Below are 19,024 nucleotides of genomic sequence, written 5' to 3'. Positions count from 1 at the left end.
CTTCGTTGATCTTGATCTTCAGCGCGACGCGGTTGCGCGGTTGCGGCACCACTTCGGCGTCGACCTCGGCCGAGTATCGGCCCTGGGCCACGTACTGGCGCTGCAGTTCGTTACGCACGCCTTCGAGGGTGGCACGCTGGAAGATCTCGCCCTCGGCCAGGCCCGATTGCTTCAGGCCCTTCATCAGGTCTTCGGTGCTGATTGCCTTGTTGCCTTCGATCTCGATGCTCGATACCGACGGGCGCTCGACCACGTTGATGATCAGCACATTGCCATCGCGGTTCAGCTGAATGTCCTGGAAGAACCCAGTCTTGAACAGGGAACGGGTCGAGTCCACCAGGCGGCGGTCATCCGCCTGGTCGCCGACGTTCAGCGGCAGGGCACCGAACACACTGCCGGCGGAAACCCGCTGCAGGCCGTTGACGCGAATATCGGAGATGGTGAAGGACTCGGCGTGAACTTCAGCGATCATCAGTGCGGACATGACCGCAGTTAGCAGCAGACGTTTCATGAAGTCCTTTTATTCCAACTGGCAATAAACAACCCGCCGCGACAACACGGCAGGTTCGCAATTGAGCGAAGCTTTATAGTCGACCCAGATCGTTGATCAGGGCGAGCAACATCACCCCTATGACCAAACTGATACCGATCTGGACCCCCCAACCTTGCACCCGATCCGACAGCGGACGACCGCGCGCCCACTCGACCAGGTAAAACAGCAAATGCCCCCCATCCAGTACCGGGATGGGCAGCAGGTTAAGAACCCCCAGGCTTATGCTCAGGTAGGCCAGGAAATTCAGGAAATCCCCCACGCCGGACTGGGCCGAAGCGCCCGCCACTTTAGCAATGGTTATCGGTCCACTCAAGTTTTTTACCGAGAGCTCTCCGAACAGCATTTTCTTCAGCGACTCAAGGGTCAGGACGCTCATGCTCCAGGTGCGCGACAAGCCCTCACCCACCGCGTCCAGCGGGCCGTAGCTGACTTCGCGGAGCATGCTGGCAGGCCACTCGCCACCTTTTACCCCGGCACCCAGATAGCCACCAACTGCTTTGCCCTCGCCTTTGCGAGCCAGGGTCACCGGAACGTCCAGGGCCGCGCCATCACGCTCCACGCGCACCACGACCTTGGCATCCGGGCGCGCACGCACGCTGTCGACAACCTGTTGCCATTCGGTCACGGCCACGCCATCGACCGCCAGCAGTTTGTCACCGGTTTTCAGGCCAGCAGCGGCAGCTGGCCCCTTCGGATCGATCTCGGCCAGTACGGGCACGATCGCCGGGCGCCAAGGGTGCAGACCAAGCGACTGGATCGGGTCCGGCTCGTCGGCGCCCTTGAGCCAGCTGTCCAGTTTGACCTGCAATTGGCGCTCGGCAGTGGCGCCTTCGTCGAGCACGCCAACCTGCAAAGTGCCGCTCTCGCCCAGGCGGCGAACCAGCTGTAGATTGACCGCTGACCAACCGTTGGTCGGCTTGCCGTCAATGGAGACGATTTCCTGACCTGCGGTCAGGCCAGCCGACGCAGCCAGGCTGCCACTGTCGACCGCACCGATCACCGGACGGACCTGCTGGGTACCCAGCATTGCCAACACCCAGAAGAACAGGATGGCCAGCAGGAAGTTGGCAATCGGGCCTGCCGCGACAATCGCGATACGCTGGCGAACCGACTTGCGGTTGAACGACTGCCCGGCCAACGCAGGCGGCACATCACCCTCGCGCTCGTCGAGCATCTTGACGTAGCCACCCAGCGGAATCGCCGCGACCACGAACTCGGTACCGTGGCGGTCATGCCAGCGCAGCAGCGGCGTGCCGAAGCCCACCGAGAAGCGCAGCACCTTGACACCGCAGCGGCGCGCCACCCAGAAGTGGCCGAATTCGTGGAAGGTGACCAACACACCCAAGGCCACGAGGGTGCCGATAATCATGTAGAGCGCTGTCATGTCCATCTCCGAATGATGTTCAGCAGGCCGGCTTCAGCGACCGTGACGCCTCAGCCACTCACGGGAAAGCTCCCGGGCACGCTGGTCGGCGGCAAACACCGCATCCAGCGATGGCAGCGGCACGACGGGCTCTTGGTCGAGCACCTGTTCGATCATACCCGCGATCTCCGGGAAGCGGATACGCCGCCCAAGAAATGCCTCGACCGCCACCTCGTTTGCTGCGTTGAGCACAGCGGGTGCACTGTTGCCGGCCTCGGCAGCCTGCCGCGCCAGGCGCAGACAAGGGAAGCGCTGTTCGTCGGGCGCCTGAAAATCCAGACGGGCGATGGCGAACAGGTCCAGCGGTGCCACCCCAGAGTCAATCCGCTCTGGCCACGCCAGGGCATTGGCGATCGGCGTGCGCATGTCAGGGTTGCCCAGCTGTGCCAGCACCGAACCGTCCACATAGTCGACCAGGGAGTGGATCACGCTCTGCGGGTGCACCACCACCTCGACCTTCGCCGGCGCGGCATCGAACAGCCAGCAGGCTTCGATCAGCTCAAGCCCCTTGTTCATCATGCTGGCCGAGTCGACGGAAATCTTGCGCCCCATCGACCAGTTAGGGTGCGCGCAGGCTTGTTCAGGGGTCACGTCCAGCAGTGCCTCGACCGGCGTTTCACGGAACGGGCCGCCGGAAGCCGTGAGCAGGATCCGGCGTACGCCGACCGCGCTCAGGCCACGCGCATAATCGCCGGGCATGCACTGGAAAATCGCGTTGTGCTCGCTGTCGATTGGCAACAGCACGGCACCACTGCGCCGTACCGCCTCCATGAACAGCGCGCCAGACATCACCAGGGCTTCCTTGTTAGCCAGCAACACCTTCTTGCCCGCCTCGACTGCCGCCAAGGTAGGACGCAGGCCGGCCGCACCGACAATGGCTGCCATCACGGCGTCCACTTCCGCTGCCGAGGCCACCTGGCAAAGCCCGGCCTCACCCTCCAGCACTTCGGTAGCGCAACCGACCGCAGCCAGGCTTTCGCGCAGCCGCTGGGCCGCCTCGGCGCTTGGCACCACGGCAAACGCCGGACGATGGCGCACGCACAGGGCCAGCAATTCATCGATACGCGAATAGCCGCTGAGGGCAAACACCTGGTAGCGGTCGGGGTGCCGCGCAATCACATCCAGCGTGCTCAGGCCGATGGAGCCAGTGGCCCCGAGCACGGTAATACGCTGCGGGCGACTCACATCACACCCCATTCGGCAGCCCACAGCAGCACGGCGAAGATCGGGATCGCTGCGGTCAGGCTGTCGATGCGGTCCAGCACACCACCATGGCCAGGCAGCAGGTTGCTGCTGTCCTTGATGCCGGAACGGCGCTTGAACATGCTCTCGGTCAGGTCACCGACCACCGAGGACATCACCAGCAACGCGGCGCCCAGAAGGCCCAGCAAGAGCTGGCCAAAGCCCCAGTCGCGGCTGATGCCGACACCCAGGGTAATCAACAGGCTGACGGCAAGGCCGCCATACACACCTTCCCAGCTCTTGCCAGGGCTGACCTGCGGGGCGAGCTTGCGCTTGCCAAACGCCCGGCCAGAGAAGTACGCGCCGATGTCGGCAGCCCAGACCAGCACCATGACCGAAAGGATCAGCCAGTTGCCAAGCGGCCAGTGCTTGAGCAGTACCAACCCCTGCCAGGCTGGCAGCAACACCAGCAGGCCAATCAGCAACCGGCAGGCGGCACTGGCCCACAGCTCACTGCTGCGCGGATAGGTAAGCACCAGCCAGGTGGCCAGCCCCCACCATATCACCGCAGCGCCCAACACCCAGGGTGCCAGCTCCGGGAGGATGTACAGCAGCATCAGCGCCCCGGCGACCACCAAGGCATAGGCAATGCGCAGCGGCTGAGCCATGAGCCCGGCCAGGCGCGCCCACTCCCAGGCGCCAAGGGTCACCACGAAGCCGATGAACAGGGCAAAGTCCCCACCGTTGAGCAGGAAGAAACCGCCCAGCGCGATCGGCAGCAGGATCAGCGCGGTAATGATGCGTTGTTTAAGCATTAAGCACGAGCTCCAGCCTCGACCTGCTCGCTGGTCTTACCGAAGCGGCGCTGGCGCGAAGCGAAATCGGCCAGGGCATTGCGCATGGCCTCGTGTTTGAAGTCCGGCCAGTACAGGTCGGAGAAGTACAACTCGGCGTAGGCCAGTTGCCACAACAGGAAATTGCTGATGCGGTGCTCGCCACCGGTGCGGATGCACAGGTCCGGCAGCGGCAGCTCGCCGGTTGCCAGGCACGTCTGCAGCAGACCCGGGGTGATATCTTCCGGGCGCAGGTGACCGGCTTGCACTTCCCGCGCCAGCCGCTGGGCGGCCTGGGCGATATCCCACTGGCCACCGTAGTTGGCTGCGATCTGCAGGATGAAGCGATTGTTGCCGGCGGTCAGCGCCTCGGCTTCGCGCATGGCGGCCTGCAATTCAGGGTGGAAACGCGAACGGTCACCGATGATGCGCAGGCTGATGTTGTTCTCGTTGAGGCGCTTGGCCTCCCGGCGCAGGGCCGAGAAGAACAGCTCCATCAACGCACCAACCTCTTCGGCCGGGCGCTGCCAGTTTTCACTGGAGAAGGCGAACAGGGTCAGTACCTCGACCCCGGACTTGGCACAGACTTCGATGACCGCGCGAACGGCGTCGACACCCGCCTTGTGCCCGGCAACGCCGGGCAGCAGGCGCTTTTTCGCCCAGCGGTTGTTGCCATCCATGATGATCGCGACATGACGCGGCACCGAGGACGGTGCCGCCAACTTGGACTTTTCCATTAAAAAACCCCGGCCTTAGACGGCCATCAGGTCCTTTTCCTTGGCTTTGTACGCAGCATCGACTTCAGCAATGAACTTGTCGGTCAGCTTCTGGATCTCGTCCGCCGCGCGACGTTCTTCGTCTTCGCTGATTTCCTTGTCCTTGGTCAGCTTCTTCAGGTCGCCCAGGGCATCGCGGCGCACATTGCGCACAGCGACCTTGGCATCCTCGGCCACACCGCTGGCCTGCTTGGTGTAACCCTTGCGGGTTTCCTCGGTCAGCGCCGGCATCGGCACGCGAATGGTGGTACCGGCGCTGGACGGGTTCAGGCCCAGGTCGGAGGTGAGGATGGCCTTTTCGATGGCAGCACTGAGGTTCTTGTCGTGCGCGACAATCTTCAGGGTGCGGGCGTCTTCGACGGTGATCGCGGCCACCTGGTTCAGCGGCATCTCGCTACCCCAGGCAGTGACCTTGACGCTGTCCAGGATGCTTGGGTGCGCGCGACCGGTGCGGATTGCCGCGAGGTTGCGAGCCAGGGCTTCGATGGACTTGCCCATGCGCTCCTGCGCGTCTTTCTTGATGTCGTTGATCATGCTTGGCCTTCCTCGATCAGAGTACCTTCAGCGCCACCCACCACGATGTTCAGCAGGGCGCCAGGCTTGTTCATGTTGAATACCCGCAATGGCATCTTGTGGTCACGGCACAGGCAGATTGCGGTCAGGTCCATCACACCCAGCTTGCGATCCAGGACCTCATCGTAGGTCAGGTGATCGAACTTTTCGGCGTGTGGGTCCTTGAATGGATCGGCAGTGTACACACCATCGACCTTGGTCGCCTTCAGCACCACGTCGGCATCGATTTCGATGGCGCGCAGGCAGGCCGCGGAGTCGGTGGTGAAGAACGGGTTGCCGGTACCGGCGGAGAAAATTACCACATCCCCGGAGTTGAGGTGGCGAATAGCTTTGCGACGATCGTAATGATCGGTGACACCGACCATGGAAATGGCCGACATGACCAGAGCCGGGATGTTCGAGCGCTCCAGCGCATCGCGCATGGCCAGGCCGTTCATCACGGTGGCCAGCATGCCCATGTGGTCACCGGTGACGCGGTCCATGCCGGCTGCGCTGAGCGCGGCGCCGCGGAACAGGTTGCCACCACCGATCACCAGACCGACCTGGACACCGATCCCTACCAGCTGGCCAACTTCAAGGGCCATGCGATCCAGCACTTTCGGGTCGATCCCGAAGTCTTCCGAGCCCATCAGGGCCTCGCCGCTAAGTTTGAGCAAAATGCGTTTATAGCGAGGTTGGCGACCACTCACCTGCTGAGCCATTGCGAGTCTCTCCTGCGGCGTACTTTTAGAAAATTCGTGCGGGCTGTTTGCAGCCTGCTAACTGTAGCGTGGCACCGTTTTGGTGCCAGCGGCGGCGAGTTTTATAAACCCTTCGCCGTTTTGACAAAGAGGCTGCGCGCGTGAGCGGGCAGCCTCTTTTGGGCGACAGACGGGGCTGTCTTACTGCTTGGCAGCAGCTACCTGAGCGGCAACTTCAGCAGCGAAGTCGTCGACTGGCTTCTCGATGCCTTCGCCTACTTTGAAGTAGGTGAAGGAAACGATTTCAGCGCCGGCTTTCTTGGCCAGTTCGCCAACTTTGACTTCCGGGTTCATAACGAAAGCTTGCTCTTTCAGCGAGGCTTCGGCTTTGAACTTGGTGATACGGCCGTTGATCATGTTCTCAACGATGTTTTCCGGCTTGCCGGCGATCTTGTCGGCGTTCAGTTGCAGGAAGACACCCTTCTCGCGCTCGATGGCCTCGGCGGAGATTTCCGACGAATCCAGGAACTCTGGGTTCGAAGCTGCAACGTGCATGGCGATGTTCTTGGCCAGCTCGACGTCACCGCCTTTCAGGACAACGGCAGCGCCGATCTTGTTGCCGTGCAGGTAGGCACCGACAACGTCACCCTCAACGCGCACCAGGCGACGGATGTTGACGTTCTCGCCGCACTTGGCAACCAGGGCTTCACGAGCCGCTTCACGCGAAGCGATCAGCGGAGCAGCGTCGGTAAGCTTCTCGGCGAAGGCTTGCTCGAGGCTTTCGGCTACGAAGTTCTTGAAGTCGTCTTGCAGGGCCAGGAAGTCGGTCTGCGAGTTCACTTCCAGCAGGACGGCGGATTTACCGTCGGTCTTGACGGCGATAGCGCCTTCAGCAGCGACGTTGCCAGCCTTTTTGGCGGCCTTGATGGCGCCCGAGGCACGCATGTCGTCAATGGCTTTCTCGATGTCGCCGCCGGCCTTTTCCAGGGCCTTTTTGCAATCCATCATGCCTTCGCCGGTACGCTCGCGCAGTTCTTTTACCAGCGCTGCAGTAATTGCTGCCATTTCAAAATCCTCTTGGAAAGTTTTTCAACCATTCCACCCGTTCGTCACGGGCGTTCAATTCTGCTAATCCGCTGTTTTCATTTCAGCGAGCCCATGATGCGGGGCCGATGCTGACAGCAGGATTTCAAGGTGGCAAAAAGGGGGCAGAGCCCCCTTTTTGCGTGCCAAGTAGACGCTAGCGCCTATTACTCAGCAGCAGGTGCAGCCGCTTCTTCAGCGTAAACTTCGGTGCCGCCGGCAACGTTGTTGCGGCCGCGGATGACTGCGTCAGCCATCGAAGTCATGTACAGCTCGATAGCGCGGATGGCGTCATCGTTACCCGGGATGATGTAGTCAACACCTTCAGGGCTGCTGTTGGTATCGACAACGCCGATAACCGGGATGCCCAGCTTGTTGGCTTCGGTGATCGCGATGCGCTCGTGATCAACGTCGATAACGAACAGAGCGTCTGGCAGACCGCCCATATCCTTGATGCCGCCCAGGCTGCGATCCAGTTTTTCCAGGTCGCGGGAGCGCATCAGGGCTTCTTTCTTGGTCAGCTTGGCGAAAGTGCCGTCTTCGGCCTGGGTTTCCAGGTCGCGCAGACGCTTGATCGAAGCGCGGATGGTCTTGTAGTTGGTCAGCATGCCGCCCAACCAACGGTGGTCAACGTACGGCGAACCGCAACGAGCAGCTTGCTCGGCGACGATCTTGCCGGCGGAACGCTTGGTGCCGACGAACAGGATCTTGTTCTTGCCCTGGGCCAGGCGCTCAACGAACGACAGAGCGTCGTTGAACATTGGCAGGGTTTTTTCCAGGTTGACGATGTGGATCTTGTTGCGCGCGCCGAAAATGTACTTGCCCATTTTCGGGTTCCAGTAACGGGTCTGGTGGCCGAAGTGCACACCGGCCTTCAGCATATCGCGCATGTTGACTTGGGACATGATAGTTCCTTGATAAGTCGGGTTGGGCCTCCACGTATCCCAATGACCAACCCGCGAATTTCGCAACTCGGGGCACCCAGGTCATCGTGTCGACACGTGTGTGGGTTTAAGTGCTGACGGGGTCGTCCCCGAAAGCGGCGCATTTTATACCACACACCGCGGCCGAACGGAACCCGGATACTGTTGCGTCCGTCAGCGGCTTTTGCAGCACCTGCGCTTTCGCGCCAGAATGCCAGCTATAGACAGCAGCCTGGCCGCCTTTATCCCGACCGATCGGCGCCTTGCTCTGCTAGAATCCGGCCTTTCCCGTTTGTTCGCGCCGTATACGGCGCCGTAGAGAGCCTGTAATGACCGTCACCATCAAGACCGCAGAAGACATCGAAAAGATGCGCATCGCTGGCCGCCTGGCCGCCGAGGTGCTGGAAATGATCGAAGAACACGTCAAGCCTGGTGTCACCACCGAAGCGCTCGACCGCCTGTGCCACGACTATATCGTCAACGTCCAGCAGGCCATCCCGGCACCGCTCAACTACAAGGGCTACCCGAAGTCGATCTGCACCTCGATCAACCATGTGGTCTGCCACGGCATCCCCAACGACAAGCCGCTCAAGGACGGTGACACGCTCAACATCGACGTCACCGTGATCAAGGACGGCTACCACGGCGACACCAGCCGCATGTTCCACGTCGGTACCGTGCCGGTATGGGCCGAACGCCTGTCCAAGGTGACCCAGGAGTGCATGTACAAGGCCATCGAGCTGGTCAAGCCAGGCTGCCGCCTGGGCGACATCGGTGAAGTGATCCAGAAGCACGCGGAAAAGAACGGCTTCTCGGTGGTGCGCGAGTTTTGCGGCCACGGCATCGGCAAGGTGTTCCACGAAGAGCCGCAGATCCTGCACTACGGCCGTGCCGGCACCGGCATGGAACTGAAAGAAGGCATGACCTTCACCATCGAGCCGATGATCAACCAGGGCAAGGCCGACACCAAGGTACTGGGCGATGGCTGGACCGCCATCACCAAGGACCGCAAGCTCTCGGCCCAATGGGAACACACACTGGTGGTGACCGCGACGGGCTACGAGATCTTCACCCTGCGCAAGGACGACACCATCCCGCGCACCTCGGCCTGACCGTACTCCGACAGGCCACCCCACGACAGGAACGTGACGCGATGCCCCAGGTGGATCCCGAGCTGTTCGACCGCGGTCAGTTCCAGGCGGAACTGGCCCTCAAGGCGAGCCCTATCGCCGCCTTCAAGAAAGCCATCCGCCTGGCCGGCGAGGTGCTCGACAAGCGTTTTCGCGCGGGCGGCGAAATCCGCCCACTGATCGAAGCCCGCGCCTGGCTCGTGGACAATATCCTGCAACAGGCGTGGAACCAGTTCGACTGGGGCGACCACAGCGGCATCGCCCTGGTTGCGGTGGGCGGCTACGGGCGCGGTGAACTGCACCCGCATTCGGACATCGACCTGCTGATCTTGCTGGGCGCCGCCGAGCACGAGCAGTACCGCGATGCCATCGAACGTTTTCTCACCTTGCTGTGGGACATCGGCCTGGAAGTGGGCCAGAGCGTGCGCACCGTCGACGAGTGTGCCGAGCAGGCCCGCGCCGACCTGACGGTCATCACCAACCTGATGGAAAGCCGCACCATTGCCGGCCCCGAGGCCCTGCGCCAACGCATGCTGGAGGTAACCAGCACCGCACACATGTGGCCGAGCAAGGAATTTTTCCTGGCCAAGCGCGCCGAACTCAAGGCCCGCCACCACAAGTACAACGACACCGAGTACAACCTCGAACCCAACGTCAAGGGCTCACCAGGCGGCCTGCGCGATATCCAGACGGTACTGTGGGTGGCGCGCCGCCAGTACGGCACCCTGAACCTGCATGCACTGGCTGGCGAAGGCTTTTTGCTGGAAAGCGAGAACGAGCTGCTGGCCTCCTCCCAGGACTTTCTGTGGAAGGTGCGCTACGCCCTGCACATGCTGGCCGGGCGCGCCGAGGACCGGCTGCTGTTCGATCATCAGCGCAGCCTGGCCGCACTGCTGGGATACAGCGACGAAAACCCCAAGCGGGCAATCGAGCAGTTCATGCAGCAGTACTACCGGGTGGTGATGAGCATCAGCCAGCTGTGCGACCTGATCATCCAGCATTTCGAGGAAGTGATCCTCGCCGACGAGGACAGCGGCACCACCCAGCCGCTGAATGCGCGTTTCCGCCTGCATGATGGCTATATCGAGGCCACCAACGCGAACGTGTTCAAGCGCACGCCGTTCGCCATGCTGGAAATCTTCGTGCTGATGGCCCAGCACCCGGAAATCAAAGGCGTGCGTGCCGATACCGTGCGCCTGCTGCGCGAGCACCGGCACCTGATCGATGACACGTTCCGCACCGACATCCGCAACACCAGCCTGTTCATCGAGCTGTTCAAGTGCGAAATCGGCATCCACCGCAACCTGCGGCGGATGAACCGCTACGGCATCCTTGGCCGCTACCTGCCGGAGTTCGGGCTGATTGTCGGGCAGATGCAGCATGACCTGTTCCATATCTATACGGTCGATGCGCACACCCTCAACCTCATCAAGCACCTGCGCAAGCTGCAATACACGCCGGTGTCCGAGAAATTCCCGCTGGCCAGCAAGCTCATGGGCCGCCTGCCCAAACCCGAGCTGATCTACCTGGCTGGCCTGTACCACGACATCGGCAAAGGCCGCCAGGGCGACCACTCCGACCTCGGCGCAGTGGATGCGAAGAAGTTCTGCGAGCGCCACCAGTTGCCGGCCTGGGACAGCCGCCTGATCGTCTGGCTGGTGCAGAACCACCTGGTGATGTCGACCACCGCCCAGCGCAAGGACCTGTCCGACCCGCAGGTGATCAACGACTTTGCCCTGCACGTGGGTGACGAGACACGCCTTGACTACCTCTACGTGCTGACCGTGGCCGACATCAACGCCACCAACCCCAGCCTGTGGAACTCCTGGCGAGCCAGCCTGCTGCGTCAGCTGTATACCGAGACCAAGCGTGCCCTGCGCCGGGGCCTGGAAAACCCGCTGGACCGCGAAGAGCAAATTCGCCAGACACAATCCGCAGCGCTGGATATCCTGGTGCGCGAAGGCACCGACCCGGACGACGTCGAGCAGCTGTGGTCGCAACTGGGCGATGACTACTTCCTCAAGCACAACGCCGCCGACGTGGCCTGGCACAGTGACGCGATTCTGCAGCAACCCGCCGATGGCGGGCCGCTGGTGCTGATCAAGGAAACCACCCAGCGCGAGTTCGAAGGCGGCACGCAGATCTTCATCTATGCCCCCGACCAGCATGATTTCTTCGCCGTGACGGTGGCCGCCATGTCGCAGCTGAACCTGAACATTCATGACGCGCGGATCATCACGTCGAGCAGCCAGTTCACCCTCGACACCTACATCGTGCTGGATAACGACGGCGGCTCGATCGGCGACAACCCGCAGCGGGTCAAACAGATTCGCGACGGCCTGACCGAAGCGCTGCGCAACCCCGAGGACTACCCGACCATCATCCAGCGCCGGGTACCGCGCCAGCTCAAGCACTTCGACTTCCCGCCACAGGTAACCATCCTCAACGATGCCCAGCGCCCGGTGACCATCCTCGAAATCACTGCGCCCGATCGCCCAGGGCTACTGGCCCGGCTTGGGCGGATTTTCCTGGAGTTCGACCTGTCGCTGCAAAACGCCAAGATCGCCACCCTCGGCGAACGGGTGGAAGACGTGTTCTTCATCACCGATGCCGACAACCAGCCGCTGTCCGACCCGCAGCTGTGCAGCCGCCTGCAGGAAGCCATCGTGCAGCAACTGCAGGCCGGCCAAGGTAGCGACGCCAGCCCGACCCGCGTGACCTTTTAACGATTAGACGATTGACGAGACCTTGCGCCGATGAACCATGCCTTGACCCAGCTTCAGCCCTACCCCTTCGAAAAGCTCCGCGCCCTGCTGGGTAGCGTGAAGCCTGCGGCGGACAAACGCGCCATCGCCCTGTCGATCGGTGAGCCGAAGCACGAATCGCCGGCGTTCGTCGCCCAGGCCATGGCCGACAACCTCGACAAGCTGGCGGTATATCCCAGCACCATCGGCCTGCCGGCACTGCGCCAGGCGATTGGTCAATGGTGCGAACGGCGCTTTGGCGTGCCCGCCGGCTGGCTGGACGCCGACCGCCACATCCTGCCGGTCAACGGTACCCGCGAAGCGCTGTTCGCCTTCACCCAGGCCGTGGTCAACCGCGCCGATGATGGCCTGGTGGTCAGCCCCAACCCGTTCTACCAGATCTACGAAGGCGCAGCGCTGTTGGCCGGGGCCACCCCGCACTACCTGCCGTGCCTGGAAAGCAATGGTTTCAACCCCGACTTTGACGCGGTGCCGGCCGAAGTGTGGAAACGTTGCCAGATCCTGTTCCTGTGCTCGCCAGGCAACCCCACTGGCGCGCTGGTGCCGATGGATACCCTGAAGAAGCTGATCGCCCTGGCTGACGAGCACGACTTCGTGATCGCTGCCGACGAATGCTACAGCGAGCTGTACTTCGACGAAGACGCGCCGCCTCCAGGCCTGCTGACCGCCTGTGCCGAACTGGGCCGCAGCGACTTCAAACGTTGCGTGGTGTTCCACAGCCTGTCCAAGCGTTCCAACCTTCCGGGCCTGCGTTCGGGCTTCGTCGCGGGCGATGCCGAGATCATCAAGCCGTTCCTGCTGTACCGCACCTACCACGGCTGCGCCATGCCGGTGCAAACCCAGCTGGCCAGCATTGCCGCCTGGCAGGACGAGGCGCATGTGCGCGAGAACCGCGACCAGTACCGCGCCAAGTACGATGCCGTGCTGGACATCCTGCAACCGGTGCTGGACGTGCAGCGCCCGGACGGCAGCTTCTACCTGTGGGCCAAGGTGCCGGGTGGCGATGCCGAGTTCACCCGCGACCTGTTCGAAGCCCAGCATGTGACCGTGGTGCCGGGGTCGTACCTGTCGCGTGAGGTGGACGGCGTGAACCCGGGTGCCGGGCGTGTGCGCATGGCGCTGGTTGCACCGCTGGCCGAGTGCATCGAGGCGGCAGAGCGGATTCGGGACTTTCTTCGCGCCTGACATTGCAGCAAATAATTAAGGCACGCGCGAGTCGCTGCCAGTTGAGACTGAAGCACCTCAACCAGGAGACTCGCGCATGCACTCACTTCCTTTCTGCCGCTGCCGGAGCGACAAAGACCCGCAGTTGTCATACGAAAACGCCATTGCGGTCAACCCGCTCAATGCGCCCAACAGTGCCTCGTCAGGCTCACGCAAGAAACGCTCGGTAGCTCAACATGGCAAGCTGTGGCCAACCGGCAGCACGCTGAAGGTATCGTTCCTGGGCAGCCCGAGCGCCGACTTGAAAGAAGCCATCACCGACGTCGCCGCCAAATGGCTTGCCTACGGCAACATCCGCTTCCGCTTCATGAAAAACAACACGACGGATGCCGATATCACCATCTTGACCAGCAACGAAAGAGGGCCGATCAATGAATGTGCAATCGGCACTGACTGCCTGCTGGACCGCCCATGGGAGTCGATGGTGCTCACGGTAAGGCCGGAGCAAGGCGATTACTTTACCCATACAGTCCTGCACGAATTCGGCCACGCACTAGGCGCACAACATGAGCACCAGCATCCTGATGCAGAGATCCCCTGGAACAAGGCGCTCATACACTCGCTACACATAGGTATCCCTGGTTGGAGTGCACAAGATGTCGAACAACAGTACTTCACCCCACTCCCAGCTTCAGGGTTGCTGACCACCCCCTATGACCCTCTATCGGTCATGCACTATCAGGTCCAACCGGAGTTAACCGACGGTAGTTTCGAGATAAAACTCAACACTGAACTGAGTGAAAAAGACAAAACGTTCATGAGCCGCGCCTACCCCTACTATTAATTCAAACATCAGGGCCGCCGCGCCAAGGTTCAGGCGGCAAAGCGGCCCCCACACTTACCTGACCTGCCCCAGGTTCGCCTCACTCATGTCCAACTCCCCCAGCACCTGCCGCACCACTTCATCACCCACCAGGTGCTGGCGGTGCAGGTTGTAAAGTTCCAGCCGCTGCGCCCGCAGGGCACGCAGGCGCAAGCGGCGCTCCAGCAAGTCCATCTGCTCGGCCAGGGCCTTGGCTTCGGCACTGTCGTTGTAGCTGTCCAGTTCATCCCGGTATTCAGCCATCAGGCGTGCCTTGAGTTCGGTCGCCAGGGTTGCTTGCGCGGCGTCCTGCGGCGCGTTGCTGTCAATCACTTCCTCTGCCTCCAGCGCATGGATCGCAGCCTCGGCCGTGCGCCGCCAGGCATCCTGCACTTCCTGGTGCAGCCGCTCGTCCGGGCTCTTGGTCACCCCCCGCAGCAACAGCGGCAGCGCAATACAGGCACTGATCAACGACAACAGGATCACCCCGGCGGCGATGAAGATCAGCAGGTCACGCTCCGGGAACGCCTTGCCTGCCCCCATCAGCAGCGGCACCGACATCACACCGGCCAGGGTGACCGCACCGCGTACACCGCCCAGGGTCAGCAGCCAGCAGGAGCGCGCCGTGGGCATCAGCACCAGCGCCGGCTTGCCGCGCCAGCGACGCACCACACCGATCGAGCGCCAGATGCTCTGCACCCAGATGAACCGCAGTAAAATCAGCGCTGCAAAGATCGCCACCACGTCCAGGCAGCGCCAGGCCAGGGTTGGCCACAACGTGGTTTCATGGCTTACCACGGCCTTGATGATGTCTGGCAGTTGCAGGCCCAGCAGCAGGAAGATCAGGCCATTGAAGGCGAACTCCAGCAGCGACCAGACACTGCGGTTGAGCAGGCGGGTGCTGGTTTGCCGTGGCAGCAGGTCGAGCCAGCTCTGCATCATGCCCGCCGCGACTGCCGAGAGGATGCCCGACACGCCCAGGCGCTCGGCCAGCACGTAGGCGGCGAACGGCAGCAGCAACATGAACACCACATGGGTGGCCGGGTCGTCCCAGCCACGGGCGATCATCCAGGCGCGCAGGCGGCCCACCAGCCAGCTCAGGCCCACACCCACCGCGAGGCCGCCAAGCGCCACCAGGACGAAACTGAAGCTTGCATCCGTCAGCGAGAACACCCCGGTGATCGCCGCCGCCAGGGCGAACTTGAAGGTCACCAGGCCTGATGCGTCGTTCATCAGGGCCTCTCCCTGCAGCATGTGCATCAGGGGCGTGGGCAAGCGGTCCTGGGCGATGGCCGAAACCGCCACGGCGTCAGTCGGCGACAGCACCGCCGCCAGGGCAAAGGCCACTGGCAGCGGGATGCTCGGCAGCAACCAGTGAATGAAGTAGCCAGCTCCGACCACGGTGAACAGCACCAGACCAACGGCCAGCGCCACCACTGGCCCGCGGATGCGCCACAGCTCACGCTTGGGGATGCGCCAGCCGTCGGCAAACAGCAGCGGCGGCAAGAACAGGAACAGGAACAATTCGGGGTCCAGGGCTACATGCAGGCCCAGTGTCGGCAAGGCCAGCAAGGCACCGGCAGCGATCTGCACCAGCGGCAGGGGCAGCGGAATCATGCGGCCGACCAGCTTCGACAGGCTGACCAGCGTCAGCAGGATGAGGACGGTGTAGGCGGACTGCATCCGGGAAAGCTTCCTTTATGAACCAGAAACGATAGCAGGGCGAAACATCGCCATTGAAACAATATGTTAGCGGCGAGCAGCGGTTTGGGGCCGCTGCACGATAGTCGCAGGTGGCCAGGGAATATGTAACATGATGATACCTCGCTCGATCTCCGACACGCTGCACGGTTCAAGACAAGTACACCCGTGGCGCTCACAGGATCGTTCCCGCATAATCCCGCGACTGACATTTGGAAAACGGAGAGATTGGGGCAACCTGTGACCCCAATGCACACAATGACCTACACGCTCTACGGCATCAAAGCTTGTGACACCATGAAAAAGGCGCGTACCTGGCTCGAAGACAAGGCCATCGCCTACGAATTCCACGACTACAAGACCCAAGGCATCGACCGTGACAGCCTGAACCGCTGGTGCGACGAACACGGCTGGGAAGTCATCCTCAACCGTGCCGGCACCACTTTCCGCAAGCTGGACGACGCCAGCAAGGCCGACCTCGACCAGGCCAAGGCCGTCGAGCTGATGCTGGCCCAGCCGTCGATGATCAAACGCCCGGTGCTGGACCTTGGCGCGCGTACCCTGGTCGGCTTCAAGCCCGACCTGTACGCCGCTGCCCTGGCCTGAGCCCCCTCCCCTATTTCGCACGAGGTAATCACATGTCCAATACCCTGTTCAGCCTGGCCTTCGGTGTCGGCTCCCAGAACCGCCAGGGCGCCTGGCTTGAAGTGTTCTACGCACAACCCCTGCTCAACCCGAGCGCCGAACTGGTCGCTGCTGTAGCCCCAGTGCTGGGCTATGAAAGTGGCAACCAGGCCATCGCCTTCAGCAACGCCCAGGCCGCGCAACTGGCCGAAGCCCTGAAAGGCGTTGACGCGGCCCAGGCCGCCCTGCTGACCCGCCTGGCCGAGAGCCACAAGCCGCTGGTCGCCACCCTGCTGGCCGAAGACGCTGCCCTGACCTCCACCCCAGAGGCCTACCTGAAGCTGCACCTGCTGTCGCACCGCCTGGTCAAGCCGCACGGTGTTAGCCTGGCCGGTATCTTCCCGCTGCTGCCGAACGTGGCCTGGACCAACCAGGGCGCGGTCGATCTGGCCGAACTGGCCGAGCTGCAACTGGAAGCGCGCCTGAAGGGCGAGCTGCTGGAAGTGTTCTCGGTGGACAAGTTCCCGAAAATGACCGACTACGTGGTCCCTGCCGGCGTGCGTATCGCCGACACCGCCCGTGTGCGCCTGGGTGCCTACATCGGCGAAGGCACCACCATCATGCACGAAGGCTTCGTCAACTTTAACGCTGGCACCGAAGGCCCAGGCATGATCGAAGGCCGCGTGTCCGCTGGCGTATTCGTTGGCAAGGGCTCGGACCTGGGCGGCGGCTGCTCGACCATGGGTACCCTGTCCGGTGGCGGCAACATCGTCATCAAGGTGGGTGAAGGCTGCCTGATCGGCGCCAACGCCGGTATCGGCATTCCGCTGGGCGACCGCAACACCGTCGAAGCCGGCCTGTACATCACTGCGGGCACCAAGGTGAACCTGCTGGACGAGAACAACGAGCTGGTCAAAGTGGTCAAGGCCCGCGACCTGGCTGGCCAGACCGACCTGCTGTTCCGCCGCAACTCGCTGAACGGCGCCGTGGAGTGCAAGACCCACAAGTCGGCCATCGAGCTGAACGAAGCGCTGCACGCCCACAACTGAGAACCTTCCCCGGTTTGAGGTGTTAAGATCGGGTCTGGCGCCACCGCGCCAGACCCGATTTTCATTCCAGGCCCCGTGAACATGTTCCAGCCCTCCCCCTGGCGTGCCGACTTCCCCGCCATCGCCGCCCTGCAACGGCAGCACCAGACCTACCTGGACAGTGCCGCCACCACCCAGAAGCCGCAAGCCCTGCTTGACGCCCTGAGCCATTATTACGGCCATGGCGCGGCCAACGTGCACCGTGCCCAGCACTTGCCCGGCGCACTGGCAACCCAGGCGTTCGAGACCAGCCGCGACAAGGTTGCCGCCTGGCTGAATGCCGCAGACTCCCGGCAGATCGTGTTCACCCACGGCGCCACCTCGGCGCTGAACCTTCTGGCCTATGGCCTGGAACATCGCTTCGAAGCCGGTGACGAAATCGCCGTCAGCGCGCTGGAGCACCATGCCAACCTGCTGCCCTGGCAACAGCTGGCGCGCCGGCGCAACCTGCGCCTGGTGGTGCTGCCGCTGGATGCCCACGGCCGCATCGACCTGGACCAGGCGCTGCAACTGATCGGCCCCCGCACCCGGGTGCTGGCGGTCAGCCAGCTGTCCAACGTGCTGGGCACCTGGCAGCCGCTGCCGGCGCTACTGGCCCATGCCCGCGCCCAGGGCACACTGACCGTGGTCGACGGCGCCCAGGGCGTGGTGCATGGTCGCCATGATGTGCAGCACCTGGGTTGCGACTTCTATGTGTTCTCCAGCCACAAGCTGTATGGCCCGGACGGGGTTGGCGTGCTGTATGGCCGCCCTCAGGCGCTGGAACTGTTGCGCCACTGGCAGTTCGGGGGCGAGATGGTGCAACTGGCCGAGTACCAGAGCGCTAGCTTCCGTCCCGCACCGCTGGGGTTCGAGGCGGGAACGCCGCCAATCGCCGGGGTGATTGGTCTGGGCGCAACCCTGGACTACCTGGCCAGCCTCGACGCCCAGGCGCTCGAAGCCCATGAAACCAGCCTGCACCAGCACCTGCTCCGGGGGCTGGCCGACCGCGAAGGCGTGCGGGTGCTCGGTGCGCCACAGGCGGCCTTGGCCAGCTTTGTCATCGAGGGGGTGCACAATGCCGATATCGCCCACTTGCTTACCGAACAGGGTATTGCCGTGCGTGCCGGGCACCATTGCGCCATGCCGTTGCTGAAAGGCTTGGGCCTTGAAGGCGCAATTCGAGTGTCGTTGGGCTTGTACAACGACAGCGATGACCTTCAGCGCTTCTTCGCTGCGCTGGATCAGGGCCTGGAGCTGCTGCGATGAGCATGCCGGAGCAAGCACGTCAGGCGCTGGAGGCTTTTGCACAGGGCAAGGGTTGGGAACAGCGGGCGCGGCTGCTGATGCAGTGGGGAGAGCGGCTGGAACCGCTGGATGATACCGAGAAGACCGACGCCAACCGGGTGCATGGCTGCGAAAGCCTGGTTTGGCTGGTGGCCGAGCACGTTGATGGGCTTTGGCGGTTCAAGGCCACCAGCGATGCACGCTTGTTGCGTGGGCTACTGGCCTTGTTGCTGGTAAGGGTTCAAGGCTTGGCCAGTGAAGAATTGGTCGGGCTGGACCTGCGTGAGTGGTTCACACAGCTGGGGCTGGAGCGTCAGCTGTCGCCATCGCGCAGTAATGGGCTGCATGCGGTGTTGCAGCGGATGGCGGAGCTGGCGTCCAACCGCTAAATCGGCGCT

At 62.7% G+C, this 19,024-nt stretch carries 18 protein-coding genes; 8 read left to right on the top strand and 10 right to left on the bottom strand.

The window, feature by feature from the left end; translation table 11 throughout:
• From D906_RS19245 to rpsB, 9 genes are all read right to left on the bottom strand, one after another.
• Positions 1-511 (bottom strand): POTRA domain-containing protein (locus D906_RS19245; RefSeq protein WP_305888496.1); only part of this gene is annotated, 511 nt, incomplete at its 3' end.
• Between the two features lie 73 nt (positions 512-584).
• Complete coding sequence (gene rseP / locus D906_RS19240; protein ID WP_019097525.1) at positions 585-1,937, bottom strand: RIP metalloprotease RseP; 1,353 nt, start codon at positions 1,935-1,937, stop codon at positions 585-587.
• 33 nt (positions 1,938-1,970) lie between these two features.
• Positions 1,971-3,161: a 1-deoxy-D-xylulose-5-phosphate reductoisomerase gene (gene ispC / locus D906_RS19235; protein WP_019097526.1), complete on the bottom strand. Its 1,191-nt coding sequence runs from the start codon at positions 3,159-3,161 to the stop codon at positions 1,971-1,973.
• Positions 3,158-3,973 carry a phosphatidate cytidylyltransferase gene (locus D906_RS19230; RefSeq protein WP_016712932.1) on the bottom strand — a complete coding sequence of 272 codons (816 nt, stop codon included), beginning with the start codon at positions 3,971-3,973 and terminating at the stop codon, positions 3,158-3,160. Before D906_RS19230 ends, ispC begins: the two co-directional genes overlap by 4 nt.
• Entirely contained in the window at positions 3,973-4,728 is a 756-nt protein-coding gene (gene uppS, locus D906_RS19225; protein ID WP_016712933.1) for a polyprenyl diphosphate synthase, read from the bottom strand. Before uppS ends, D906_RS19230 begins: the two co-directional genes overlap by 1 nt.
• A 15-nt stretch (positions 4,729-4,743) precedes the next feature.
• Positions 4,744-5,301 (bottom strand): ribosome recycling factor, encoded by a 558-nt coding sequence (gene frr, locus D906_RS19220; protein ID WP_016712934.1) that lies wholly within the window; start codon positions 5,299-5,301, stop codon positions 4,744-4,746.
• Positions 5,298-6,041, bottom strand: coding sequence for a UMP kinase (gene pyrH / locus D906_RS19215; RefSeq protein WP_003252294.1), 744 nt, complete (start codon positions 6,039-6,041; stop codon positions 5,298-5,300). Before pyrH ends, frr begins: the two co-directional genes overlap by 4 nt.
• 180 nt (positions 6,042-6,221) lie before the next feature.
• Positions 6,222-7,085, bottom strand: coding sequence for a translation elongation factor Ts (gene tsf / locus D906_RS19210; RefSeq protein WP_016712935.1), 864 nt, complete (start codon positions 7,083-7,085; stop codon positions 6,222-6,224).
• 185 nt (positions 7,086-7,270) lie between these two features.
• Positions 7,271-8,008 carry a 30S ribosomal protein S2 gene (rpsB, locus tag D906_RS19205; RefSeq protein WP_003252287.1) on the bottom strand — a complete coding sequence of 246 codons (738 nt, stop codon included), beginning with the start codon at positions 8,006-8,008 and terminating at the stop codon, positions 7,271-7,273.
• Between the two features lie 347 nt (positions 8,009-8,355).
• Between rpsB and map the strand changes: the two genes are divergently transcribed.
• The 4 genes from map (at position 8,356) to D906_RS19185 (ending at position 13,929) form a co-directional block, all read left to right on the top strand.
• Positions 8,356-9,138, top strand: coding sequence for a type I methionyl aminopeptidase (gene map, locus D906_RS19200; protein WP_016712936.1), 783 nt, complete (start codon positions 8,356-8,358; stop codon positions 9,136-9,138).
• A 41-nt stretch (positions 9,139-9,179) separates the two neighbouring features.
• Positions 9,180-11,882: a [protein-PII] uridylyltransferase gene (locus D906_RS19195; RefSeq protein ID WP_019097527.1), complete on the top strand. Its 2,703-nt coding sequence runs from the start codon at positions 9,180-9,182 to the stop codon at positions 11,880-11,882.
• Positions 11,883-11,912: 30 nt separating this feature from the next.
• On the top strand, positions 11,913-13,106 hold the full coding sequence (gene dapC / locus D906_RS19190) for a succinyldiaminopimelate transaminase (protein ID WP_019097528.1): 1,194 nt from the start codon (positions 11,913-11,915) through the stop codon (positions 13,104-13,106).
• Positions 13,107-13,182: 76 nt separating this feature from the next.
• The gene (locus D906_RS19185; RefSeq protein WP_019097529.1) at positions 13,183-13,929 is read left to right on the top strand and encodes a M12 family metallopeptidase; all 747 of its coding nucleotides are present in this window, start codon (positions 13,183-13,185) and stop codon (positions 13,927-13,929) included.
• Positions 13,930-13,983: 54 nt separating this feature from the next.
• Here D906_RS19185 and D906_RS19180 read toward each other — a convergent pair whose 3' ends face one another.
• Entirely contained in the window at positions 13,984-15,630 is a 1,647-nt protein-coding gene (locus D906_RS19180; protein ID WP_025753716.1) for a Na+/H+ antiporter, read from the bottom strand.
• A gap of 276 nt (positions 15,631-15,906) precedes the next feature.
• Between D906_RS19180 and D906_RS19175 the strand changes: the two genes are divergently transcribed.
• The 4 genes from D906_RS19175 to D906_RS19160 all read left to right on the top strand — a co-directional run bounded on the left by D906_RS19175 (position 15,907) and on the right by D906_RS19160 (position 19,015).
• On the top strand, positions 15,907-16,254 hold the full coding sequence (locus D906_RS19175; RefSeq protein ID WP_003252272.1) for an ArsC family reductase: 348 nt from the start codon (positions 15,907-15,909) through the stop codon (positions 16,252-16,254).
• Positions 16,255-16,286: 32 nt separating this feature from the next.
• Positions 16,287-17,321, top strand: coding sequence for a 2,3,4,5-tetrahydropyridine-2,6-dicarboxylate N-succinyltransferase (dapD, locus tag D906_RS19170; RefSeq protein ID WP_019097531.1), 1,035 nt, complete (start codon positions 16,287-16,289; stop codon positions 17,319-17,321).
• An 81-nt stretch (positions 17,322-17,402) separates the two neighbouring features.
• Positions 17,403-18,608: a cysteine desulfurase gene (locus tag D906_RS19165; RefSeq protein ID WP_025753717.1), complete on the top strand. Its 1,206-nt coding sequence runs from the start codon at positions 17,403-17,405 to the stop codon at positions 18,606-18,608.
• Positions 18,605-19,015: a SufE family protein gene (locus D906_RS19160; RefSeq protein WP_019098052.1), complete on the top strand. Its 411-nt coding sequence runs from the start codon at positions 18,605-18,607 to the stop codon at positions 19,013-19,015. Before D906_RS19165 ends, D906_RS19160 begins: the two co-directional genes overlap by 4 nt.
• The last annotated feature ends 9 nt before the right edge of the window (positions 19,016-19,024 follow it).

The organism is Pseudomonas sp. LAIL14HWK12:I1 (genome assembly GCF_003202095.1).
Taxonomy (GTDB): domain Bacteria; phylum Pseudomonadota; class Gammaproteobacteria; order Pseudomonadales; family Pseudomonadaceae; genus Aquipseudomonas; species Aquipseudomonas monteilii.
The sequence above is the reverse complement of the archived record's forward strand: the minus strand, read 5'-3'. Positions and strand labels throughout refer to the sequence as shown.

What these genes read in the sequence shown, in the direction of transcription:
- rseP (WP_019097525.1), bottom strand. Translation starts at nt 1,937, where the DNA reads ATGACAGCGCTCTACATGATTATCGGCACCCTCGTGGCCTTGGGTGTG.
- D906_RS19230 (WP_016712932.1), bottom strand. Translation starts at nt 3,973, where the DNA reads ATGCTTAAACAACGCATCATTACCGCGCTGATCCTGCTGCCGATCGCG.
- uppS (WP_016712933.1), bottom strand. Translation starts at nt 4,728, where the DNA reads ATGGAAAAGTCCAAGTTGGCGGCACCGTCCTCGGTGCCGCGTCATGTC.
- frr (WP_016712934.1), bottom strand. Translation starts at nt 5,301, where the DNA reads ATGATCAACGACATCAAGAAAGACGCGCAGGAGCGCATGGGCAAGTCC.
- pyrH (WP_003252294.1), bottom strand. Translation starts at nt 6,041, where the DNA reads ATGGCTCAGCAGGTGAGTGGTCGCCAACCTCGCTATAAACGCATTTTG.
- tsf (WP_016712935.1), bottom strand. Translation starts at nt 7,085, where the DNA reads ATGGCAGCAATTACTGCAGCGCTGGTAAAAGAACTGCGCGAGCGTACC.
- rpsB (WP_003252287.1), bottom strand. Translation starts at nt 8,008, where the DNA reads ATGTCCCAAGTCAACATGCGCGATATGCTGAAGGCCGGTGTGCACTTC.
- map (WP_016712936.1), top strand. Translation starts at nt 8,356, where the DNA reads ATGACCGTCACCATCAAGACCGCAGAAGACATCGAAAAGATGCGCATC.
- D906_RS19195 (WP_019097527.1), top strand. Translation starts at nt 9,180, where the DNA reads ATGCCCCAGGTGGATCCCGAGCTGTTCGACCGCGGTCAGTTCCAGGCG.
- dapC (WP_019097528.1), top strand. Translation starts at nt 11,913, where the DNA reads ATGAACCATGCCTTGACCCAGCTTCAGCCCTACCCCTTCGAAAAGCTC.
- D906_RS19185 (WP_019097529.1), top strand. Translation starts at nt 13,183, where the DNA reads ATGCACTCACTTCCTTTCTGCCGCTGCCGGAGCGACAAAGACCCGCAG.
- D906_RS19180 (WP_025753716.1), bottom strand. Translation starts at nt 15,630, where the DNA reads ATGCAGTCCGCCTACACCGTCCTCATCCTGCTGACGCTGGTCAGCCTG.
- D906_RS19175 (WP_003252272.1), top strand. Translation starts at nt 15,907, where the DNA reads ATGACCTACACGCTCTACGGCATCAAAGCTTGTGACACCATGAAAAAG.
- dapD (WP_019097531.1), top strand. Translation starts at nt 16,287, where the DNA reads ATGTCCAATACCCTGTTCAGCCTGGCCTTCGGTGTCGGCTCCCAGAAC.
- D906_RS19165 (WP_025753717.1), top strand. Translation starts at nt 17,403, where the DNA reads ATGTTCCAGCCCTCCCCCTGGCGTGCCGACTTCCCCGCCATCGCCGCC.
- D906_RS19160 (WP_019098052.1), top strand. Translation starts at nt 18,605, where the DNA reads ATGAGCATGCCGGAGCAAGCACGTCAGGCGCTGGAGGCTTTTGCACAG.